General features: G+C 58.8%; 20 protein-coding genes. 7 read left to right on the top strand and 13 right to left on the bottom strand.

Annotated features, from left to right (window positions below):
• Nucleotides 1-22: 22 nt before the first annotated feature.
• Complete coding sequence (locus tag F475_RS22825; protein ID WP_111454770.1) at nucleotides 23-964, bottom strand: fatty acid desaturase; 942 nt, start codon at nucleotides 962-964, stop codon at nucleotides 23-25.
• 340 nt (nucleotides 965-1,304) lie between these two features.
• Between F475_RS22825 and F475_RS22820 the strand changes: the two genes are divergently transcribed.
• Complete coding sequence (locus F475_RS22820) at nucleotides 1,305-1,724, top strand: GNAT family N-acetyltransferase (protein WP_019581452.1); 420 nt, start codon at nucleotides 1,305-1,307, stop codon at nucleotides 1,722-1,724.
• A gap of 19 nt (nucleotides 1,725-1,743) precedes the next feature.
• Here F475_RS22820 and def read toward each other — a convergent pair whose 3' ends face one another.
• The 3 genes from def to F475_RS22805 all read right to left on the bottom strand — a co-directional run bounded on the left by def (nucleotide 1,744) and on the right by F475_RS22805 (nucleotide 3,581).
• Nucleotides 1,744-2,283 carry a peptide deformylase gene (gene def / locus F475_RS22815; RefSeq protein WP_018926451.1) on the bottom strand — a complete coding sequence of 180 codons (540 nt, stop codon included), beginning with the start codon at nucleotides 2,281-2,283 and terminating at the stop codon, nucleotides 1,744-1,746.
• Nucleotides 2,280-3,224 carry a YihY/virulence factor BrkB family protein gene (locus F475_RS22810; protein WP_018926452.1) on the bottom strand — a complete coding sequence of 315 codons (945 nt, stop codon included), beginning with the start codon at nucleotides 3,222-3,224 and terminating at the stop codon, nucleotides 2,280-2,282. The genes def and F475_RS22810 overlap by 4 nt, the downstream gene beginning before the upstream one ends.
• Nucleotides 3,225-3,389: 165 nt before the next feature.
• Nucleotides 3,390-3,581, bottom strand: a complete 192-nt coding sequence (locus tag F475_RS22805; protein WP_018926453.1) for a CsbD family protein — start codon at nucleotides 3,579-3,581, stop codon at nucleotides 3,390-3,392.
• A gap of 201 nt (nucleotides 3,582-3,782) precedes the next feature.
• On the opposite strand from F475_RS22805, the gene F475_RS22800 reads away from it, so the two are divergent.
• Nucleotides 3,783-4,160: a hypothetical protein gene (locus F475_RS22800; protein ID WP_018926454.1), complete on the top strand. Its 378-nt coding sequence runs from the start codon at nucleotides 3,783-3,785 to the stop codon at nucleotides 4,158-4,160.
• 217 nt (nucleotides 4,161-4,377) lie between these two features.
• Here the strand turns inward: F475_RS22800 and fadD1 are convergent, their stop codons facing one another.
• Entirely contained in the window at nucleotides 4,378-6,078 is a 1,701-nt protein-coding gene (fadD1, locus tag F475_RS22795; RefSeq protein ID WP_018926455.1) for a long-chain-fatty-acid--CoA ligase FadD1, read from the bottom strand.
• A gap of 356 nt (nucleotides 6,079-6,434) precedes the next feature.
• The gene (fadD2, locus tag F475_RS22790; protein ID WP_064616391.1) at nucleotides 6,435-8,123 is read right to left on the bottom strand and encodes a long-chain-fatty-acid--CoA ligase FadD2; all 1,689 of its coding nucleotides are present in this window, start codon (nucleotides 8,121-8,123) and stop codon (nucleotides 6,435-6,437) included.
• Between the two features lie 233 nt (nucleotides 8,124-8,356).
• Here fadD2 and F475_RS22785 point away from each other — a divergent pair, with 233 nt between their 5' ends.
• Complete coding sequence (locus F475_RS22785) at nucleotides 8,357-9,301, top strand: alpha/beta hydrolase (protein WP_018926457.1); 945 nt, start codon at nucleotides 8,357-8,359, stop codon at nucleotides 9,299-9,301.
• Nucleotides 9,302-9,345: 44 nt separating this feature from the next.
• A complete protein-coding gene (locus tag F475_RS22780; protein WP_018926458.1) occupies nucleotides 9,346-9,816 on the top strand; it encodes a MaoC family dehydratase in 471 nt (156 codons plus the stop codon).
• Nucleotides 9,817-10,048: 232 nt separating this feature from the next.
• Here F475_RS22780 and F475_RS22775 read toward each other — a convergent pair whose 3' ends face one another.
• Entirely contained in the window at nucleotides 10,049-10,516 is a 468-nt protein-coding gene (locus tag F475_RS22775) for a PA2169 family four-helix-bundle protein (protein ID WP_111454769.1), read from the bottom strand.
• 202 nt (nucleotides 10,517-10,718) lie between these two features.
• Between F475_RS22775 and F475_RS22770 the strand changes: the two genes are divergently transcribed.
• Together F475_RS22770 and F475_RS22765 are read left to right on the top strand one after the other, a co-directional pair.
• Nucleotides 10,719-10,955 (top strand): DUF3820 family protein, encoded by a 237-nt coding sequence (locus tag F475_RS22770; RefSeq protein WP_007949456.1) that lies wholly within the window; start codon nucleotides 10,719-10,721, stop codon nucleotides 10,953-10,955.
• 25 nt (nucleotides 10,956-10,980) lie between these two features.
• A complete protein-coding gene (locus F475_RS22765; protein ID WP_111454768.1) occupies nucleotides 10,981-12,162 on the top strand; it encodes an aminotransferase class V-fold PLP-dependent enzyme in 1,182 nt (393 codons plus the stop codon).
• Nucleotides 12,163-12,164: 2 nt separating this feature from the next.
• Here F475_RS22765 and F475_RS22760 read toward each other — a convergent pair whose 3' ends face one another.
• From F475_RS22760 to zwf, 4 genes are all read right to left on the bottom strand, one after another.
• A complete protein-coding gene (locus F475_RS22760; protein ID WP_018926461.1) occupies nucleotides 12,165-12,890 on the bottom strand; it encodes an intradiol ring-cleavage dioxygenase in 726 nt (241 codons plus the stop codon).
• 218 nt (nucleotides 12,891-13,108) lie between these two features.
• Entirely contained in the window at nucleotides 13,109-13,774 is a 666-nt protein-coding gene (locus F475_RS22755) for a bifunctional 4-hydroxy-2-oxoglutarate aldolase/2-dehydro-3-deoxy-phosphogluconate aldolase (protein WP_018926462.1), read from the bottom strand.
• A 17-nt stretch (nucleotides 13,775-13,791) separates the two neighbouring features.
• Nucleotides 13,792-14,505, bottom strand: a complete 714-nt coding sequence (pgl, locus tag F475_RS22750) for a 6-phosphogluconolactonase (RefSeq protein WP_111454767.1) — start codon at nucleotides 14,503-14,505, stop codon at nucleotides 13,792-13,794.
• Nucleotides 14,492-15,961 carry a glucose-6-phosphate dehydrogenase gene (gene zwf / locus F475_RS22745; protein ID WP_018926464.1) on the bottom strand — a complete coding sequence of 490 codons (1,470 nt, stop codon included), beginning with the start codon at nucleotides 15,959-15,961 and terminating at the stop codon, nucleotides 14,492-14,494. The genes pgl and zwf overlap by 14 nt, the downstream gene beginning before the upstream one ends.
• A gap of 227 nt (nucleotides 15,962-16,188) precedes the next feature.
• On the opposite strand from zwf, the gene F475_RS22740 reads away from it, so the two are divergent.
• On the top strand, nucleotides 16,189-17,049 hold the full coding sequence (locus F475_RS22740; protein ID WP_172901244.1) for a MurR/RpiR family transcriptional regulator: 861 nt from the start codon (nucleotides 16,189-16,191) through the stop codon (nucleotides 17,047-17,049).
• A gap of 47 nt (nucleotides 17,050-17,096) precedes the next feature.
• On the opposite strand, the gene F475_RS22735 is transcribed toward F475_RS22740, so the two are convergent.
• Entirely contained in the window at nucleotides 17,097-17,951 is an 855-nt protein-coding gene (locus F475_RS22735; protein WP_111454766.1) for a D-hexose-6-phosphate mutarotase, read from the bottom strand.
• Between the two features lie 116 nt (nucleotides 17,952-18,067).
• Nucleotides 18,068-19,414: a carbohydrate porin gene (locus F475_RS22730; protein ID WP_018926467.1), complete on the bottom strand. Its 1,347-nt coding sequence runs from the start codon at nucleotides 19,412-19,414 to the stop codon at nucleotides 18,068-18,070.
• Nucleotides 19,415-19,443: the final 29 nt, after the last annotated feature.

The raw sequence follows: 19,443 nt of genomic DNA, 5'->3' as shown, positions 1-19,443 counted from the left end.
AATATTTCTTCACCAGTGAAAATCAATGAAACGGATGCCGCGGACTGTCAATCGCCCTCACCCCGTGCCAACGCACCCACTGGCCATAACCCCGCACCAGAAACCCGCCACTGCGCGCCAGCCATTGATCGCGATGCGCGCGGTACACCCGTGGCAAGTCGTACCAGGGCAACCCCGGCAAGTCATGGTGCACCAGGTGCAGATTGAGATTCAGGAACAGCCAGCGCCACGGCCACCCTGCTTCATTGATGACGGTGCGTTGCTCCGGTTGCGCATGCGGACGGTGTTCATAGTAGGAGCGAATCATTGCAATCGACAGCGCCGGCACGCTGATCAGCAACAGGTAATACCAAACCGGCAGCACGCTGTAGCGCGCGATGAACGCCAGCATCAGCAGCGTCAGCGCACCATGGCTCAGCCACATCAACCAGGCTTGGCGCTCACCCGTTTTCAGCCGTTGCAGCTCCTCCCGCGCCAGCGCCAGCAAGGCCAGTGGCGCACCGAGGGCCAAGCGCCCCAGCACGGTTTTGTTCAGCCAGTGCAGGCCCTGTTCGAACAGCGAACTGCGCTGCCACTGTTCAGCGCTCAGGTAACGGCTTTCCGGGTCGCTACCTGGGATGGTCAGGTCTTCGTCGCGGTGATGCAGCAAATGGCTGTCGCGGTACAAGGTGTAGGGATACCAGACCGCAAACGGCGCATAACCGAGGACTTTATTCAGCATTGGCCAACGGGTGGGATGACCGTGCAGCAATTCGTGCTGCACCGACAACCACAACACCAGCAGTGGAATCAGCAACAACGTGCTCCACCAGAGCCCCAACCGGGCACTGCCCAGCACAATACTGAACCAGCCGACGTAAACGCCGATCAGCAACAGCCAGGTCGGCCACTCGGTGCGAGCGGTGAAACGTTGGCGCAGGGTTTCGATTTCTTCACGATGGGCAGCGTCAAAGTAATGGGGCATGGCTTTGCTCAGAACGGGAACCAATCCCCCTCTGTGCAACGGCGCCGGGATTTCTTGCAGATTGTTTGGTTATTTCGATAGACGCAAAAAACAGGAGCCCGAGGACTCGGGCTCCATGGACGCGGGATCAGTGGCCGAACACATTCACCTTCTTGGCTTTCTTGTCCGCGCGTTTTTCAATTGCGGTTTTCGCCGGTTTTTTCTTCGCGGCTTTCTTTGATTCCATACCTTTGGACATGATGCGTACTCCACTAACAGGGGATGTGAGATCAGGTATACACCTATCCCGGCGCGCGTGTTCTTTTATAATCTGTGCCCTGCCCACCGACTGTCCGAGCCCATGCCCAACACCCAGTACACCGTGCTCGACGCGCCGTTATGGCCGTTGATGAACAAGTTTTACCGCGCCCACCAATCGTCGATGAAAGCGGTGCGAGACGCTCAATTGTGGGTCGCAAGACGTGAAGAGATCATCGCGGCGCTGTGTTTGCGGCCGGTGGCCGGCGGGCATTGGCTGACCGGGCTGTTTGTCGACCCGAGCTGTCGCGAACAAGGAATCGCCGCGACGTTGATCGCCCACGCCGTCAAGCACCTTGAAGAACCGGTCTGGCTGTTCTGCCATCCGGATTTGCGTGGCTTTTATGAGCGTCGTGGTTTTACCTTCGACCCGCCCCTGCCCTACGCCCTGGCCGAACGGTTGAGCCGTTATGCGCGCAGCAAACCGATGATTGCCATGGGTTTGCAACCAGGTTCGGCATGAACAGCGATCCTTTAGCGATTCAATCGTCCGCCGCAGGATCAAGGTCCGGGAACATCACTTCGGTAAACCCGAACTTGCTGAAGTCGGTGATGCGCGAGGGGTATAACCGGCCGATCAGGTGATCGCATTCATGCTGCACCACCCGTGCATGAAATCCGGAGGCAATACGCACGATCGGCTCGCCCTTGGGATCAAAGCCTTCATAGCGAATCTGCTGATAGCGATCCACCGCCCCACGCAGGCCCGGCACCGACAGGCAGCCTTCGAAACCCTCTTCGAGGGTCGGGCTCAAGGGCGTGATCAGCGGATTGATCAGAATCGTCTGCGGCACCGCTTCGGCGTCCGGATAGCGCTCGCTGTGCTCGAAACCGAAGATCACCAGTTGCAGGTCGACACCGATCTGCGGCGCGGCCAGGCCGACCCCGCCGACGCTTTCCATGGTCTGGAACATGTCATCGATCAGTTGCCACAATTCGGGGCTGTCGAACATTTCCGCCGGCACCGGCGGAGCGATGCGCAGCAGGCGTTCATCGCCCATTTTCAGAATTTCACGGATCATTTTATGACTTCGTCAGTGGTCGGCTGGATTGAGTGATCTCGCCCCAGTCCTGAGACATGCTGTTTGGGTTCTTCGTGCACCTTTTCACCGGGTTTCTTGCCTTCGGATGACATGTGCTCGATCACCGCGTTCATTTCCGCACCGAGCAGCAGCACCGCGGCGGAAATATAGAAGTACAGCAACAACACGATGATCGCGCCGATACTGCCATACATGGCGTTGTAGTTGGCGAAGGTTTTGACGTACAGACCGAAGCCCAGCGAAGCGACGATCCAGACCACCACGGACAACACCGCACCCGGGGTGATGAAGCGAAACTCTTGTTTGACGTCGGGCATGACGTAGTAAATCAGCGCCACTGCCATCATCAATAGAATCACGATCACCGGCCAGCGCGCGATGGTCCAGACGGTCACAATGAAATCTTCAAGGCCCACCTGCGAAGCGATCCAGGCCATCACCTGCGGCCCGAGCACCATCAGCGCAGCGGCGGCCAGCAGCATGCCGGCAATGCCGATGGTGTAGAAAATCGACAGCGGAAAACGCTTCCACACCGGACGGCCTTCAACCACGTCGTACGCGGCGTTCATCGCACTCATCATCAGCCGCACACCAGCGGACGCGGTCCACAGGGCGATCACAATACCCACCGAGAGCAAACCACCCTTGGATTGCTGGAGCTGGTCGATCACCGGGTTCACCTGTTCCAGCGCCTGGGGCGGCAGCACCAGTTCCGATTGCAGGCGCAGCCAGGAGAAGAAGTCCGGCAAGTGCAGGAAGCCGATCAGGGCAATCAGGAACAGGATGAAAGGAAACAGCGAGAACAGCATCTGATAGGCGAGCGCCGAGGCATAGGTCGACATCTCGTCGGCGACGAACTCGGTGACCGTGCGCATCATCACGCGATGCAGGGGCAGACCTTTCATGGTCGGGAAAAACATTAGCGTCTCGCCGCAAAAAAGTTGAAGTCATGGCGACTCAGGGGCCGTTTTCTACAACAAAGTAGCCTACTTGGCGACTTTGAAACAATTTCCTTGCTCAAGTTCAAGCTGACACAAAAACGGCCATCCGCGGATGGCCGTTTGTGTTACTCGTCAAAGACCGGATCAAGCCTTATCGATGCCTTTTTTAAGAGCATCCTTGACCTTACCGATCGCTTGCTGGGCTTCGCCTTTCTGTTCCTGCCTGACGCCTTCGGCGCGCATTTTGTCATTCCCGGTGGCCTTGCCGACGCCTTGCTTGACGTTGCCGACCGCTTCGTTTGCCATGCCTTTAACTTTATCGCCAGTGCTGCTCATGGTATGTCTCCTGAGAACATTTCAACGGGGAAAGTCGTTACATAAGAGTGGACCGAAAGCCTTTGCGCGGAGTTTCATTTATTTCCCAACAGAACATTTCATCGCGCAAGGCAGGTTAGGCTTTATGTTTGCAGTCTTTGCCCCGAGAATGCGCAACGTATTCAGGCCATGGCGCTGAAGATCCAATCCCGTAGGAACGTTATGAAACTCGATAAAAAGCAGGCCATTGCCCGCAGAAACCAGGAACTTGGCGGTGCCGTGCTTGGCGTCAACAACTGCCATTTCACCGAATTGAACCGTAACCGCAACATTTTCTGGTTCGATATCCCGGTCGCGCGGCTGGCCATTGGTCAGTACGAATGGATTCACTTGCTGATGCACACCCCGGATACCGACGAACTGCTGCACCTGAAAGTGCCGACGGTGTTCCTGCGCGAGAAGCTCGAAGGCCTGGTGGTGCGCAACCAGGGTAAACGCAAGGCCGCCCTGAGCCTGGAACTGAGCGCCGACAAGGACTCGTACCTGCAGGACATGCGTCCGGCGGGCACCAACGTCAATTTCGCGCAGTTCCGCCAGTAATCCTCTCAAGCCATCAAAGAGTCCCCTGTGGCGAGGGCGCTTGCTCCCGCTGGAGTGCGTAACGCCCCTAAATCAGGTACCTCGATTCACCTGATCAGGCCGCTGGCTGCTTTTGCGACTGCTGCGCAGCCGAGCGGGAGCAAGCTCCCTCGCCACAAAAGCGCTTTTGATACCGCTTTAAACAAAAAGCCCCGCATCTGCGGGGCTTTTTGTTTGATCAGGCGCTGACTTTCTTCACGCCCAGCTTTTTCAGCTCTTCGTCGCGCAACTCGCGGCGCAGGATCTTGCCGACGTTGGTGGTTGGCAGCGCGTCGCGGAACTCCACGGCTTTGGGCACCTTGTAGCCGGTGACGTTGGCGCGCATGTGCTCCATCACCTGTTCCTTGGTCAGGGTCACGCCCGGTTTGGCAACGATGAAGATCTTGATCGCCTCCCCCGACTTCTCGTCCGGCACGCCGATGGCCGCGCATTGCAGCACGCCCGGCAGGGTCGCCAGCACATCTTCCAGTTCGTTGGGGTACACGTTGAAACCGGAGACCAGGATCATGTCTTTCTTGCGATCGACAATGCGCATGTAGCCATCGGGCTGAATCAGTGCGATATCACCGGTCTTCAACCAGCCTTCGCTGTCGAGTATTTCATCGGTGGCTTCCTGACGCTGCCAGTAGCCCTTCATGACTTGCGGACCTTTCACACACAGTTCACCGATGCCGCCCAACGGCTGCTCAACGCCGGCATCGTCGATGACTTTGCACCGGGTCGACGGCACCGGAATACCGATGGTGCCGATCTGGATGTTCTGGCTCGGGTTCACCGTAGCCACCGGGCTGGTTTCGGTCATGCCGTAACCTTCGCAGATCGGGCAGCCGGTGACCGCTTTCCAGCGTTCAGCCGCAGCCAGTTGCAAGGCCATGCCGCCGGACAAGGTGATTTTCAGGTTCGAGAAATCCAGCTTGCGGAACGCTTCGTTGTTGCACAACGCGACGAACAACGTGTTCAAGCCGACGAAACCGCTGAACTTCCACTTCGACAGTTCCTTGACCATCGCCGGCAAGTCGCGCGGGTTACTGATCAGGATGTTGTGGTTGCCGATCAGCATCATCGCCATGCAATGAAAGGTGAAGGCATAGATGTGGTACAGCGGCAGCGGCGTGATCAGGATCTCGCAACCTTCGTTGAGGTTGGAGCCCATCAGCGCCTTGCACTGCAGCATGTTGGCCACCAGGTTGCGGTGGGTCAGCATCGCGCCCTTGGCCACGCCGGTGGTGCCGCCGGTGTATTGCAGCACCGCCACGTCGCTGCTGGCCGGGTTGGCTTCAACCACTGGCTGGCCATGGCCTTTGCTCAACACGTCGTTGAATTTGATGGCCTTGGGCAAGTGATACGCCGGGACCATCTTCTTCACGTACTTGATGACGCTGTTGATCAGCAGACGCTTGAGCGGCGGCAGCAGGTCGGCCACTTCAGTGACGATCACGTGCTTGACGCCGGTTTTCGGCACCACGGTCTGTGCCAGATGCGCCATGTTGGCCAGGCAGACCAGGGCTTTGGCACCGGAGTCGTTGAATTGGTGTTCCATTTCCCGCGCGGTGTACAGCGGGTTGGTGTTGACCACGATCAGCCCGGCGCGAATGGCACCGAAGACGGCGACCGGGTACTGCAACACGTTGGGCAATTGCACGGCAATTCGATCGCCCGGCTGCAAATCGGTATGCTGTTGCAGGTAAGCGGCAAAGGCACCGGACAATTCGTACAGCTCACCGTAGGTGATTGTCTTGCCCAGGTTGCTGAATGCCGGTTTGTCAGCGAAGCGTTGGCAGGATTGCTTCAACACTGCCTGAATATTCGGGTACTCGTCTGGATTGATCTCGGCAGCAATTCCAGCTGGGTACTTATCCTTCCAAAAGTCTTCGATCATGGAAGCCCACTCCTCAGCAACGCGAATTCAACACCGCATTTGATGCGATTATTATTGGTGTTTGTCTATTGGTGAATCTGGCTTTACATAGGCCGAGAAGTCACAAAGCGCGCCGAGAGTAGCAGCTTTGCCAAGGGCCGACTAGAGCCTAAATAGGCCTCTACAGTCACTTTTGTGACTCAAGAATGCCAAGCAGTCATTTTAGAGCAAAAATCCTATACCTCCCTGAAAGCCGCTGAATTCGCGGCTTTCAACGCAAAAGATCGCAGCCTTCGGCAGCGCCTACAGAGGAATGCGATCCCCTCAGGAGCTGCCGAAGGCTGCGATCTTTTGGCATCACCTCGGTCTACGACCGTTTATGCGATATCCCGCAACTCCCGCCGCAAAATCTTGCCCACCGGCGTCATCGGCAACGACTCACGCAACACGATGTGCTTGGGCACTTTGTACGCCGTGAAGTTTTCCTTGCAGTAAGCCTTCAGCTCTTCAAGGCTGACCCCCGACTCACGGGCCACCACAAACAGTTTCACCGCCTCCCCCGAACGCTCGTCCGGCACGCCGATCACCGCACAGTTGGCGACTTTCGGGTGGGCCATCACCACGTCTTCGATCTCGTTCGGGTACACGTTGAAGCCCGAGACGATGATCATGTCTTTCTTACGATCGACAATACGCACGAAACCATCCGGGTCGATCACCCCGATGTCGCCCGACTTGAACCAGCCGTCGGCATCCAGCACTTCGGCGGTGGCTTCGGGTTTCTGCCAGTAGCCCTTCATGATCTGCGGGCCCTTGATGCACAGTTCGCCACGTTCGCCCAGCGGCTGCTCGACGCCTTCGTCGTTGATCACTTTCAGGGTCGTGCCCGGCACCGGCAGGCCGACCGTGCCGATGCGCGATTTGTCGCCGTAAGGGTTGGTGCAGGCCACCGGCGAGGTTTCGGTCAGGCCGTAACCTTCGGTGATCCGGCAACCGGTGAGCTGTTCCCAGCGCTCGGCGGTGGCCTTGACCAGCGCCGTGCCGCCGGAGTTGGTGAGTTTGAGACTGGAGCAATCCAGGGTCTTGAAGTCGGGATGGTCCATCAGCGCGACGAACAGCGTGTTGAGCCCAAGCAGCGCCGAGAACCGCCAGTTCTTCAGCTCCTTGATGAAGCCCTTGATGTCCCGTGGATTGGTGATCAGCACGTTGTGGTTGCCGGTCACCATCATGCACATGCAGTTCGCCGTGAAGGCATAGATGTGGTACAGCGGCAGCGGCGCAATCATCACTTCCTGGCCTTCGCGCAGCAGCGGCTGACCGTCGGCACCCAACTGACTGAGGCATGCCCGCGCCTGCTGCATGTTCGCCACCAGGTTGCCGTGGGTCAGCATCGCACCCTTGGCCAGCCCGGTGGTGCCGCCGGTGTATTGCAACACGGCGATGTCGTCGAGACCGACGTTCAGCGGTTTGATGCCCAGGCCCCGGCCCAGACGTAGCGCGCTCTTGAAGGAGATGGCCCGGGGCAGTGAATAGTCCGGGACCATTTTCTTGACCTTGGCGACCACGGTATTGATCAGCCAGCCCTTGGCGGTGGGCATCAGGTCGCCCATCTTCGCTTCGATCAGGTATTGGATGTCAGTGTCGGGCAACACTTCCTGGACCTTCTGTCCAAACACGTTCAGGTACACCAGAGCCCGGGCACCGGAGTCCTTGAACTGATGACGCATCTCCCGCGCGGTGTACAGCGGGTTGGTGTTGACCACGATCAGCCCGGCACGCAGGGCGCCAAACACGGCAATCGGGTAATGCAGGACGTTGGGCATCTGCACCGCGATGCGATCCCCCGGCACCAGGTCGGTGTGGGCTTGCAGGTAACCGGCGAACGCAGCGCTGTAACGTTCCAGTTCAGCGTAGGTCAGGGTCACGCCCATGTTGCTGAATGCCGGGCGGTCAGCAAATTTCTTGCAGGAACGCTCGAACACCTCGATCACCGACTTATAGGCCCCAAGGTCGATATCCAGGGGCACGCCGGCCGGGCGTTTGTCATTCCAGAAATCAGGTTGCATTGTTCTTGTCCTCATTACCTGAATCTATCCGGGGCCGCTTTTTCTATCACTTCTGAAAAGCGGTGCTTCCCGGACACTAGCAGCTATGGTGAATCAGGCAAATATGCGCACAGTCCTCATTGATCCCGTGAATCTTGCTGCCCCGGCGCTGCCTGATCAGACGGCGCGCGCGGGATGCGCTATACAATGCAACGACGCCCATGCCGCATGCAGTCCCATGCAAAGGAATCGCCATGATCCATGACACTTTCTGGCTGACCGCGAGCGACCGCAGCCGCCTCTTCGTCAACCAGTGGCTGCCGACTGCACCGCTCAAAGCCGTGATCCTGCTGGCCCATGGCATGGCGGAACACAGCGGTCGCTACGCTCGCCTGGCAGAAAAGCTCTGCGAACAGGGCTACGGTGTTTACGCACCGGACCTGCGTGGACATGGCAAAACCGCTGAAAACGGCACCCTGGGCCACTTCGCCGACAGCGATGGCTGGGGCAAAGTGGTCGGTGACCTCGCCTGCCTCAACCAACATATCGGCCAACAGCATCCCGGCGTGCCAATCGTGCTGTTGGGCCACAGCATGGGCAGCTACATCGCCCAGGCTTACTTGCTGCACCACAGCGCCAGCCTGCACGGGGCGATTCTCAGCGGCTCGAACTTCCAGCCCGTGGCGCTCTATCGCGCAGCGCGGCAAATTGCTCGTCTCGAACGCCTGCGCCAGGGCCCCAAGGGTCGCAGTGCATTGATCGAATGGCTGTCGTTCGGCTCGTTCAACAAGAAGTTCAAGCCAGCTCGCACCTCGTTTGACTGGCTGAGCCGCGACCCGGCCGAGGTCGACAAGTACGCCAACGACCCGCTCTGCGGCTTTCGCTGCACCAATCAGCTATGGATCGATTTGCTCGGCGGCTTGCAGCAAATCAGCAAAGCGTCCAATCTCGCCCAGATCGATCCGGGCCTGCCGCTGCTGGTAATTGGCGGCGAATGTGATCCGGTGAGCGAAGGCAAACGTCTGAAAGATCTGGCCCACGCCCTGCGCGACGCTGGCTGCCAGAGCCTGCACTTGAATATTTACCCGCAGGCCCGGCACGAACTGTTCAATGAGAGCAATCGCGATGAAGTGACTGCCGACGTGCTGAACTGGATCGCCCAGGCCTTGAGCAACCGCCGGCCACCCAGAGCCGAATAGTTTTTTTTGTGGATTCATTTAATTCGTCACAGGAATCGAGACAGATGACCCAGGTTACCAACACCCCTTACGAAGCCCTCGAAGTCGGCCAGACCGCCAGCTACAGCAAAACCGTCGAAGAACGCGACATTCAGTTGTTCGCCGCGATGTCCGGCGACCACAACCCGGTGCACCTGGACGCCGAATTCGCCGCTGCCTCCATGTTCAAGGAACGTATCGCCCACGGCATGTTCAGCGGCGCGTTGATCAGTGCGGCGGTGGCTTGCGAGCTGCCTGGGCCGGGGACTATTTATATCGGTCAGACGATGAGCTTTCAGAAGCCGGTGAAGATTGGCGACACGCTGACGGTGCGCCTGGAAATTCTCGAGAAAATGCCGAAGTTTCGTGTGCGGATCGCCACCCGAGTGTTCAATCAGCGTGATGAACTGGTAGTGGATGGCGAGGCGGAGATTCTGGCGCCGCGTAAACAGCAGACCGTGACATTGCCGACGTTGCCGGCGATCAGCATCGGCTGATTCATCACTTCCTTGTGATGAGAGGCCTTCCCTGTGGTGAGGGGGCTTGCCCCCGTTCGACTGCGAAGCAGTCGTAAAACCTGCTACCGCGTTTAATCAGGTCGAATGCGGCGCCTGTTTCAGGGGCGCTGCGCACCCCAACGGGGGCAAGCCCCTTCGCCACATAGGAGCCCCATAGGCTGGGTACAAAAAAACGCCAGACTGGCTGGCGTTTTTGATGGGTAACGAACGCTTACGAGCGTGCGCGAGCCTGGTTGCGCAGGGCTTTGACCTGATCGTGGTTGCGTTGCACGCCGTGATACTGGCGTTCAACGATGTCACGAATGCCCACCAGGTTGTACTTGTTGATTTTATCCAATGCGTCCTTGTAAGCCTTCTTCGCATGGTCTTCACCGCGTTCGGCTTCGTTCAGCACCGCCTCTTCATCCTTGCCGGTGAACATCGACTTCACATCCACCCAACGACGGTGCAGATCGCCGCTGACACTGGTGGAGGTTTCCGGATCACCGCCCAGGGAACGCACAGTGGCCTGCAGTTCGGCAGCGGCAGAGGCGCAGTCGTCGGAGCGCTGAATGAACAGGTTTTTGAGTTCGGGATTCTTGATGTCTTCAGCGCAAGTCTTGAACCCTTCCTGACCGTCTTTACAGGTTTCAATCAGGTCGTTGAGTACAGAGATCGCTTCTTTATTAATGTCGGTCATTTTTCAATTCCTTGCGGTTGATGAAAGATGCAATCAATCGTTGCACCCTGCATGCCAGCTTCGAATTGAAATTTTTTACTTATATTTCAATGATTTAATCTTTAGTCGAAATCTGTATCCGCTTTTTTTGCATGATCTGTCAATTGGCCTGCATGCAGAATGCCTGTATTTTCCAGACTGTTCTAAATCAAGACGACTGATGATGAATCCCGAAAAGCTCGAACTGCTGATTACCCGCGAGATGCCCTTCGGCAAATACAAGGGCCGTATCATCGCCGACCTGCCCGGTCAGTACCTGAACTGGTTCGCTCGCGAAGGTTTCCCTCACGGGGAACTGGGCGGGTTGCTGGCCTTGATGCAGGAAATCGACCACAACGGCCTGTCGGAACTGCTCGAACCGCTGCGCGCCAAGCACGGCAAACCTGCCCCCCGTCACTGAACCGCCCTATCGCACCGAGTCGCCCATGCCCGATAACACCCGCCGTGCCCGTGATGAAGCCTTTTGGCAGACCTTTGCCGACCGCTACGCTGTCGAACCCGGCCCCCTGAACCTGGAGAACGGTTACTTCGGGCGCATGTCACGCACCGTGGTCGAGGAGTATCAACGCAACATCGAGCTCATCAACCGCGGCAACTCGGTGCATGTGCGCCAGCGCTTCGAACAGGGCGAAAGCGTCAAGATTCGCGCGCAGCTGGCCAAACTGATCGGCGCCCCGGCCGAAGCCGTCGCCTTCACCCGCAACGCCTCGGACGGCTTGCAGTCGCTGATCCGCAACTACAATCGCCTGGAACCGGGCGATCAGGTCCTGCTGTGCGATCTGGAGTACGACACGGTCAAGAGCGCAATGCGTTGGCTGGCCCGCTATCGAGGCGTGGAAGTGATCGAGATCGAGCACCGTCGCCCCGCCAGTTTCGACAGCTTGCTGGCCACGTACCGCGAAGCTTTCACACGTTATCCGCGACTGAAGTTGATGGCCCTGACCCACGTCACCCATCGCACCGGTCTGGTAATGCCGGTGCAGGCGATCGCCGCTGCCGCCAAGGAGCATGGCATCGATGTGATCCTTGACGGCGCCCATGCTCTGGGCCAGATCGAGTTCAACCTCGATGAACTGGGCATCGCCTTCGCCGGCTACAACCTGCACAAATGGATCGGTGCGCCGCTGACTCTCGGCTTCATTTACATCGCGCCCGAGCGCCTGGTCGACATTGATCCCGATATGGGCGAGATGCATTTCCCGGCCACCGACATTCGCGCCCGCACGCCATACAGCACCCCGAACATCCCGGCCCTGCTGACCCTGCCGCTGGTGTTCGAAGAGCATCAGGCCATGGGCGGTTCCGTCGCCAAGGGCGCTCGGCTCAATTACCTGCGCAACCGCTGGGTCGATGCCGTTCGGGAGTTACCGGGGATCGAAGTCCTGACCCCGGATGACCCGCGCCTGTATTGCGGCATCACCTCGATGCGCTTTACCCGGCATGCCGACCAACAGGCGATGGTCGAGCGCCTGCTCAACGACTACAACCTGTTTACCGTGGCGCGCAGCGGCGCGGCGTGTGGCCCGTGCATCCGCATCACACCGGGGCTCACGACCATGGCAGCGGACATGGATGTACTGGCCCGGGCGTTGAACGAATTGCGCTGACGTCACACAGTGTATTTATCAAAGTCCTCGGGCTTGATTTGCGATGACGCCGCAAACGTGTCGACACCGATGGTCATGTGCCCGAAAAAGCCGTCCTCATTCGAGTCTCGACCGATGGTGTGAATATTCAGGGTCGAGGCCTCGCCGCCCATGCGCTGATAAAACATATCCTGCGCATTGGTCAGCGGTGAGACGGCTCGACCGCTGTACTCACGGGCATTGAGCACCGACCTTGATGCGACCTCGGGAAAGTAAAGCTGGCCGACCCAGGCGACGTGCCGCTCTTCCAGATAGTTATTACCGGCTGTGATGCGTACCGCGACGTGAATATGCAAAGCGCGGCCGGCATAGAACCCCGGATAAATAGTGGTAAACCGCACGATGCCCATTTTGTCGGTGAATTGCCCACCACGCAGGTAGGTGTCATCGTCGGTGCGCGGGATCGACCCGATATCATCCACATCGACTTCCTTGTCCGGGTTGACCTTGCTCCAGCCCGAATACGCCCCGCGCGCATTGCAATGCCAGATATCGACCAATGCCCCGGTAACCGGTTGACCGGTCATGGCATCGACGATCGTGAGCCGCAGCACCAAGGGAATGCCGTCCATGCCTTCGCTGACGTTTCGCCTGATCAGTTTTGGATTTCGAAAATACGGACCGGCGATCTGCTCGGGTGACAGTTGATAAACCGGTAGTGGGGATGCAGCCGAGGTGTTGTCGTCCATGACGTTCTCTCTTCCATAAGATGAACGCAGATTAACGCTGGACGTGCGGCGAGATGCGGTAACTATGTATCGCGTGATGTCGATCCTAAAAAGAGCATTTCGACAGTCATGGGGATTTTCACCAGGCAAAAAAAAACGGTGCACCGACCAAGCGCACCGTAAAGCCGTAGAACACACAACGAAGTGTTTGGTAAATCCGGTATATCCGGTAAATCAGATCAGTCCAGCAGCGCCAACGCCTCGGCGGTGCACTCCTGGATGCGGGCCCAGTCGCCGTTCTTGATCCACTCGGGGTCAAGCATCCAGCTACCGCCCACGCACATCACGTTTTTCAACGCCATGTAGCTCTTGATGTTGGCCGGGCTGACGCCGCCGGTCGGGCAGAATTTAACTTCGCCGAACGGGCCGCCCAGGGCCTTGATGGCCGCGACGCCGCCGCTGACTTCCGCCGGGAACAGCTTGAAGCGGCGATAACCCAGGCAATAGCCTTCCATGATGCCGGAGGCGTTGCTGATGCCCGGCAACAGCGGAATCGGGCTGGCGACACTGGCTTCGAGCAGGTCACGGGTGATGCCCGGCGTCACGATGAATTGTGAACCGGCGGCTTCGGCAGCGGCCAGCATGCTGCGATCAAGCACCGTACCGGCACCGGTCACCAGTTCCGGACGCTTTTCGCGCAGGATCTGGATGGCCTTGAGGCCGAACTGCGAACGCAGGGTCACTTCCAGCGCCGTGAGGCCACCGGCGGCCAGGGCGTCGGCCAACGGCAGCACGTCCTGTTCGCGAGCGATGGTGATCACCGGCAGGATCCGCGCCTTGGCGCAGAGGCTGTCGATCAGGGCAACTTTGTCCGCCATGGAAACGGTCGGGGATGTGTTTGTCATAGCGGCTGATCCTTGGTTCATGGGCACCAGTAAATCTCTAACGTAGGTTGCAGAAACGCCCGAATCGGCATGGCGGCGACATCGTCACCGGCCAGTGCGGCGCTCAGGGTGGTCAACTTGGACTGACCGGAAATCGATAGAACGATGTGCCTGGCCGAAGCCAGCAGCGCGCGACTCATGGTCAGGCGCTGACGCGGCACGGTCGGCGCCAGCATCGGCCAGCAACGACGAGTGCCGTCGACTTTCAAGGCGTCGGCCAGGTTCGGGCTGTTGGGGAACAGTGATGCGGTGTGACCGTCGTCGCCCATGCCCAGCACCAGCACATCGATCGCCGGCAATTCGGCGAGCAAGCGATCAGCCTGCTCGGCGGCCTGCTCCAGGTTGGCGGTGGCACTGTAGAGGCTCAGGAACTGGGCCTTGGCCGCCGGACCTTGCAACAGGTAACGCTTGAGCAGACCGGCATTACTGTCGGCATGCTCCACCGGCACCCAGCGCTCGTCAGCCAGGCTGACCACCACCTTCGACCAGTCCAGCGCCTGCTTGGCCAGGTGCTGGAAAAATGCCACCGGGCTGCGCCCACCGGACACCACCAGCGTCGCTGTGCCTTGTGCGGCAATCGCGTCGCTCAGTTGTTTGGCCACTGCCAATGCCAGGCCTTCGGCCAGCAGCATCGGTTTTTTGAACTCATGGGCGCTGACGCCCTGAGGCAGTTTCAATTCAGATATCGCCATACCACGACCTCCCGTCCCGCGTGATCAGTGCAATGGAACTCATCGGCCCCCAGGACCCGGCCGCGTACGGCTTGGGCGCATCACCGGACTTTTTCCACCCGGCAATCAACTGGTCACACCACTTCCACGCGGCTTCGATTTCATCTTTACGGACAAACAGGTTCTGATTGCCACGCATCACTTCCAGCAACAACCGCTCGTAGGCATCGGGAATCCGTGCGCTGCGCCAGGTGTCGGAAAAATTCAGCTGCAACGGACCGCTGCGCAACTGCATGCCCTTGTCCAGGCCTTGTTCCTTGGTCATCACACGCAAGGAAATGCCTTCGTCCGGTTGCAGGCGGATGATCAGTTTGTTGCTGATCTGCAAGCGCTGCTCGGGGGCGAAGATGTAGTGCGACGGTTCCTTGAAGTGGATGACGATCTGCGACAGCTTCTGCGGCATGCGCTTGCCGGTGCGCAGGTAAAACGGTACGCCGGCCCAACGCCAGTTGCGAATGTCGGCACGCAGGGCAACGAAGGTTTCGGTGTCGCTCTGGGTGTTGGAGTTAGGCTCCTCCAGATACCCCGGCACCGACTTGCCTTCGCTGTGACCGGCGATGTACTGGCCGCGCACCACTTGAGTGGTCAGGCCTTCCGGGCTGATCGGCGCCAGTGCCTTGAGCACTTTGACTTTCTCGTCGCGGATGCTGTCGGCGGACAAGTCGGCCGGCGGGTCCATGGCGATCAGGCACAGCAACTGCAGCAGGTGATTCTGGATCATGTCCCGCAGCTGGCCGGCCTTGTCGAAGTAACCCCAACGGCCTTCGATCCCGACCTGCTCGGCCACGGTGATTTCCACGTGGGAAATGTAATTCTGGTTCCACTGGGTTTCGAACAGGCTGTTGGCGAAACGCAGGGCGATCAGGTTTTGTACGGTCTCTTTGCCCAGGTAGTGGTCGATACGGTAGGTGCGGTTCTCCGGGAAGAACTGCGCCACGGCGTCGTTGACCTTGCGCGAGGATTCCAGGTCAGAACCGATGGGTTTTTCCAGCACTACGCGGGTGTTTTCGGTCAGGCCGACCTTCGACAGGTTCTCGCAAATAGCACCGTAAACCGCAGCCGGCGTGGCGAAGTAGGCAATCACCCGCTGGGCACTGCCGGCCTGCTCGGCCAGGGCGACGTAATCGTCAGCCTTGAGGAAGTCGACATGCAGGTAACTCAACCGGGCCAGGAAGCGCTCGAGCACGGCTTCATCCAGCTCTTTGGCGCCCACGTAGCGACGCAACTCGGTGGCGATGAACGCCAGATGCTGCTGCTCGCTGCCAGGTTCACGGGCCAGTGCGATAATGCGCGTATCCTCATGAAGCAGGCCGGCACCATCGAGTTGATAAAGGGCAGGAAACAGCTTGCGCAGGGCTAGATCGCCGAGAGCGCCGAACAAGGCAAAGGTGCACGGTTCAACCGTAATCGAAGGCATGATGTTTGTTCTTTTATCAAGTTAAGCTACAAATACCTTTTTTCAAGGCATCACTCAAGGGAAAATGTAGTAATAACCACAACATTTTCGCAAAATATAGATTCCGAGTGGTGGTCGGTCGGAGCCATCAGTAGGATAGGCCACCGTTATGGGCCGTATCAAAGGCCCAATTTGCATAGCCGAGCGCTTGTTTGCGCAGGTGAATTTAGGAACCCCATATGGACCGCGTGCGAAATTTACTGGAACAGATCCAGAGTCGCCTCGAAGACCTGAACAAGGCAGAACGCAAAGTCGCCGAAGTGATCCTGCTCAACCCACAGCAGGCGACCCGGTTCAGCATCGCCGCCCTCGCCCAGGCCGCGTCGGTCAGTGAGCCGACGGTCAACCGTTTCTGCCGCTCATTCGGTGTCAGCGGCTACCCTGAACTGAAACTGCAGCTGGCCCAGAGCCTGGCCAGCGGCGCGGCGTATGTCAGCCGTGCGGTGGAAGCCGACGACAACCCCGAGGCTTACACCCAGAAGATCTTCGGCAGCGCCATCGCGTCCCTGGACAGCGCCTGCCAGGCACTGGACCCGAACCTGATCAGCCGCGCCGTCGACCTGTTGATCCAGGCCCGGCAGATCCACTTCTTCGGCCTCGGCGCCTCGGCCCCGGTGGCACTGGATGCGCAGCACAAGTTCTTCCGCTTCAACCTGGCAGTGACCGCCCATGCCGATGTGCTGATGCAACGCATGATTGCCTCGGTGGCCCACACCGGTGAGTTGTTCGTGATCATCTCCTACACCGGCCGCACCCGCGAATTGGTGGAAGTAGCGCGCATCGCCCGGGAAAACGGCGCTTCGGTGCTGGGGCTGACGGCCGAAGGTTCGCCGCTGGCCAAGGCCAGTACCTTGAGCCTGAACATTCCGTTGCCGGAAGACACCGACATTTACATGCCGATGACCTCGCGGATCATTCAGCTGACCGTGCTCGATGTGCTCGCCACCGGCATGACCTTACGCCGAGGCGTGGATTTCCAGCCGCATTTGCGCAAGATCAAGGAAAGCCTCAATGCCAGTCGGTATCCGATTGGGGATGAGTTTAATTAACCTACACCGATCATTCCCACGCTCTGCGTGGGAATGATCACTATCAGCTACGCCCCAACCCGCGCCTGCAAACTCAGATACGCCCGCTCCCCCGGCGCCAGGCACAGGCTGTCGGTGCCGCCGCTGGCCGCTTCCACACAGACGAACTCGGAAATCTCGTTCCAGCTCACGCCCAGTAATGGCCGCGAGCCGGGATGCCAGACCACCGTGTCCGCATGATCACCGGTGTCGATGCACAGTTCGCGCTGCCAGGCGTGGTCCTTGAGCTGCAGTTCGCCGTCATGCTGGAACACGCGCTGACACCCACCGTCGACCCGCAACTCGCCTTCCTGTTGGCAAGCCTGGCGGTTCAACTGGTCGTAACCTTGCGCTCCTTCGAGCCCAGACAGCGCTATCTCACCGACGTCACCAATACGCCAATAGGCGTGCAACGCCTGACTCAACTGGCACGGCATGTCGTCCTGATGCTCGGTGCTCATGTGCAAATCCATGCGTTCGCCCAGGTGCGCATGCAAGTCCACTTGCCAGTCGCACAGCTGTAACTGCCAGTGCAGGCGCACGCCATCGTCGTCACTGCTGCTGTCGAGCAGTTTCCAGTCGAGCAGGCGCGCCCAACCATGGGACGGCCAGGCGTTTTCGCTTGGGTGGCGGCCATACCACGGCCAGCACACTGGCACGCCGCCGCGAATCGCACCCACGTGCGGCCATTTCGCCGCGCACCACAACCAGGGTTTCTGACCCTTCGGCTGGAAGTGCAACAACTGCGCGCCCTGACGACTGAACACCGCCTGACACAGCGGATGGTCGATCACCAGCACGTCGCGCATCTGATAGCGCTCCCACGCAAACACCGGACGTTCGCGCAAGGATTTGAAGAAGCGTTGTAGCGGATGCTCAAGCATGTGCCACGGTCCTGAAAATCATCTGTCACCCGAGGGTGCGCCACCCCCAAAAAAAAGCGGACAGCCATGGCCGTCCGCAAATATGCGCACATAGAGAGGAGCTTATCGCAACAGCGTTAGAACACCGACTGAATTTTCAGGCCGGCGACCAGCGCGTTATCAACTTCATCCACACCACCCGGGTGAGTGATGTATTGCAAGTTAGGACGCACCGTCAGCCAGTTGGTAACGTGGAAACCGTAGTTGATCTCGTAGTTGTACTCGGTGCTGCGCAGTGGCGCGAACAGTGGATCGTTGTAGTCGGTGACACCATTGGCGGCGTTGACCAACTCGGAGTTTTTCTTCACGTCATCGTTGACATGGATACGGGAGAAACCGATCCCGACGTCGTCTTTTGGACGCGCATCGAACGGGCCCTTGTAAACAAACATCAGCGACTGGTAGTTGTCGACGAAGTTGGTGTCCTTGTCGTGGAAGGTGGCGTTGGCCGCGATGTTCAGACCGCGCGAAGCATCACCGTTATGGGTGGTCAGTTGTTGCTGCGCCACGAACCAGTAACCGTGCTTGCTGTCATGGCTGCGATAGGCATTGCCGGTGGTCGCTGCATCATTGCCGTTGTCGTCTTTACGGACGTCATTGGCGTCGGCCGTGCTCTTGTAGTAACCAACACGGTATTCGCCCGGCAGGTTGTTGACCTTCGGCGACCAGACCAATTCAACCGGCAAGACGGTGCCTTTGGTACCACTGCCGCTGAGCTTGAAACCGTTACCGTGCTCAAGTTGCGATGGATTCTGGTTGTACGCGCCGATCTGCGCATAGAACTCAGGCGTGATGTTGTACTTCACGCGAACCGCTGCCTGCATGACCGGCCAGTTGTACCAGATACCGGTCGCCCAGTTACCCGCCTGGGAACCGCAGAATGCCAGGTTCTGGAACTCGCAAGGGAAGGTGTTGAAGTCTTCGCCTTCGCCGAAGTAACCAGCCTTGACGTCCAGTTTCCCGTCGAGGAACTGGTGCTTGATCCACAGCTGGGTCAGACGGACCATGTGGCCACGGCCGTAGACTTCCTGGGAGGAGCTCAAGGTGCCGGCACGCGGGTCACCGACACGGTCATTGGAGATGTTCTGACCGTTACGGTTGGTGAGCTGGATCTTGGCCTGGGTGTTATCCCAGCCCCACAGTTTTTGCAGGTCCAGCGCCACGCCCAGACCAAACTGGTCGGCGTAACGCGCCGTTTTGTCGTCGTTGTAGCCGCCGTGCAGGTTGGCGCCCACTTCACCGACATAGTCGGCCTTGATGTCGATACCTTGCTCGATCAGCTTGGTCCGCTCGCCACCCCAGTCCCCCGTCATCCACTGGGAATCGGCACTGAACGCGTCAGCCGCGTGTACGCTACCGGCCAGCATCATCGCCGCAACCGCTGACAATTGGCAGATCAGCTGAGCGTTGTTCTTCTTCTTCATCCCTACATCCTCGTTTTATTGTTATTAAC

It is taken from the genome of Pseudomonas sp. URMO17WK12:I6, from assembly GCF_003253625.1.
In the GTDB taxonomy this organism is placed as follows: Bacteria; Pseudomonadota; Gammaproteobacteria; order Pseudomonadales; family Pseudomonadaceae; genus Aquipseudomonas.
This window is presented reverse-complemented; position numbering and strand designations above follow the sequence as displayed.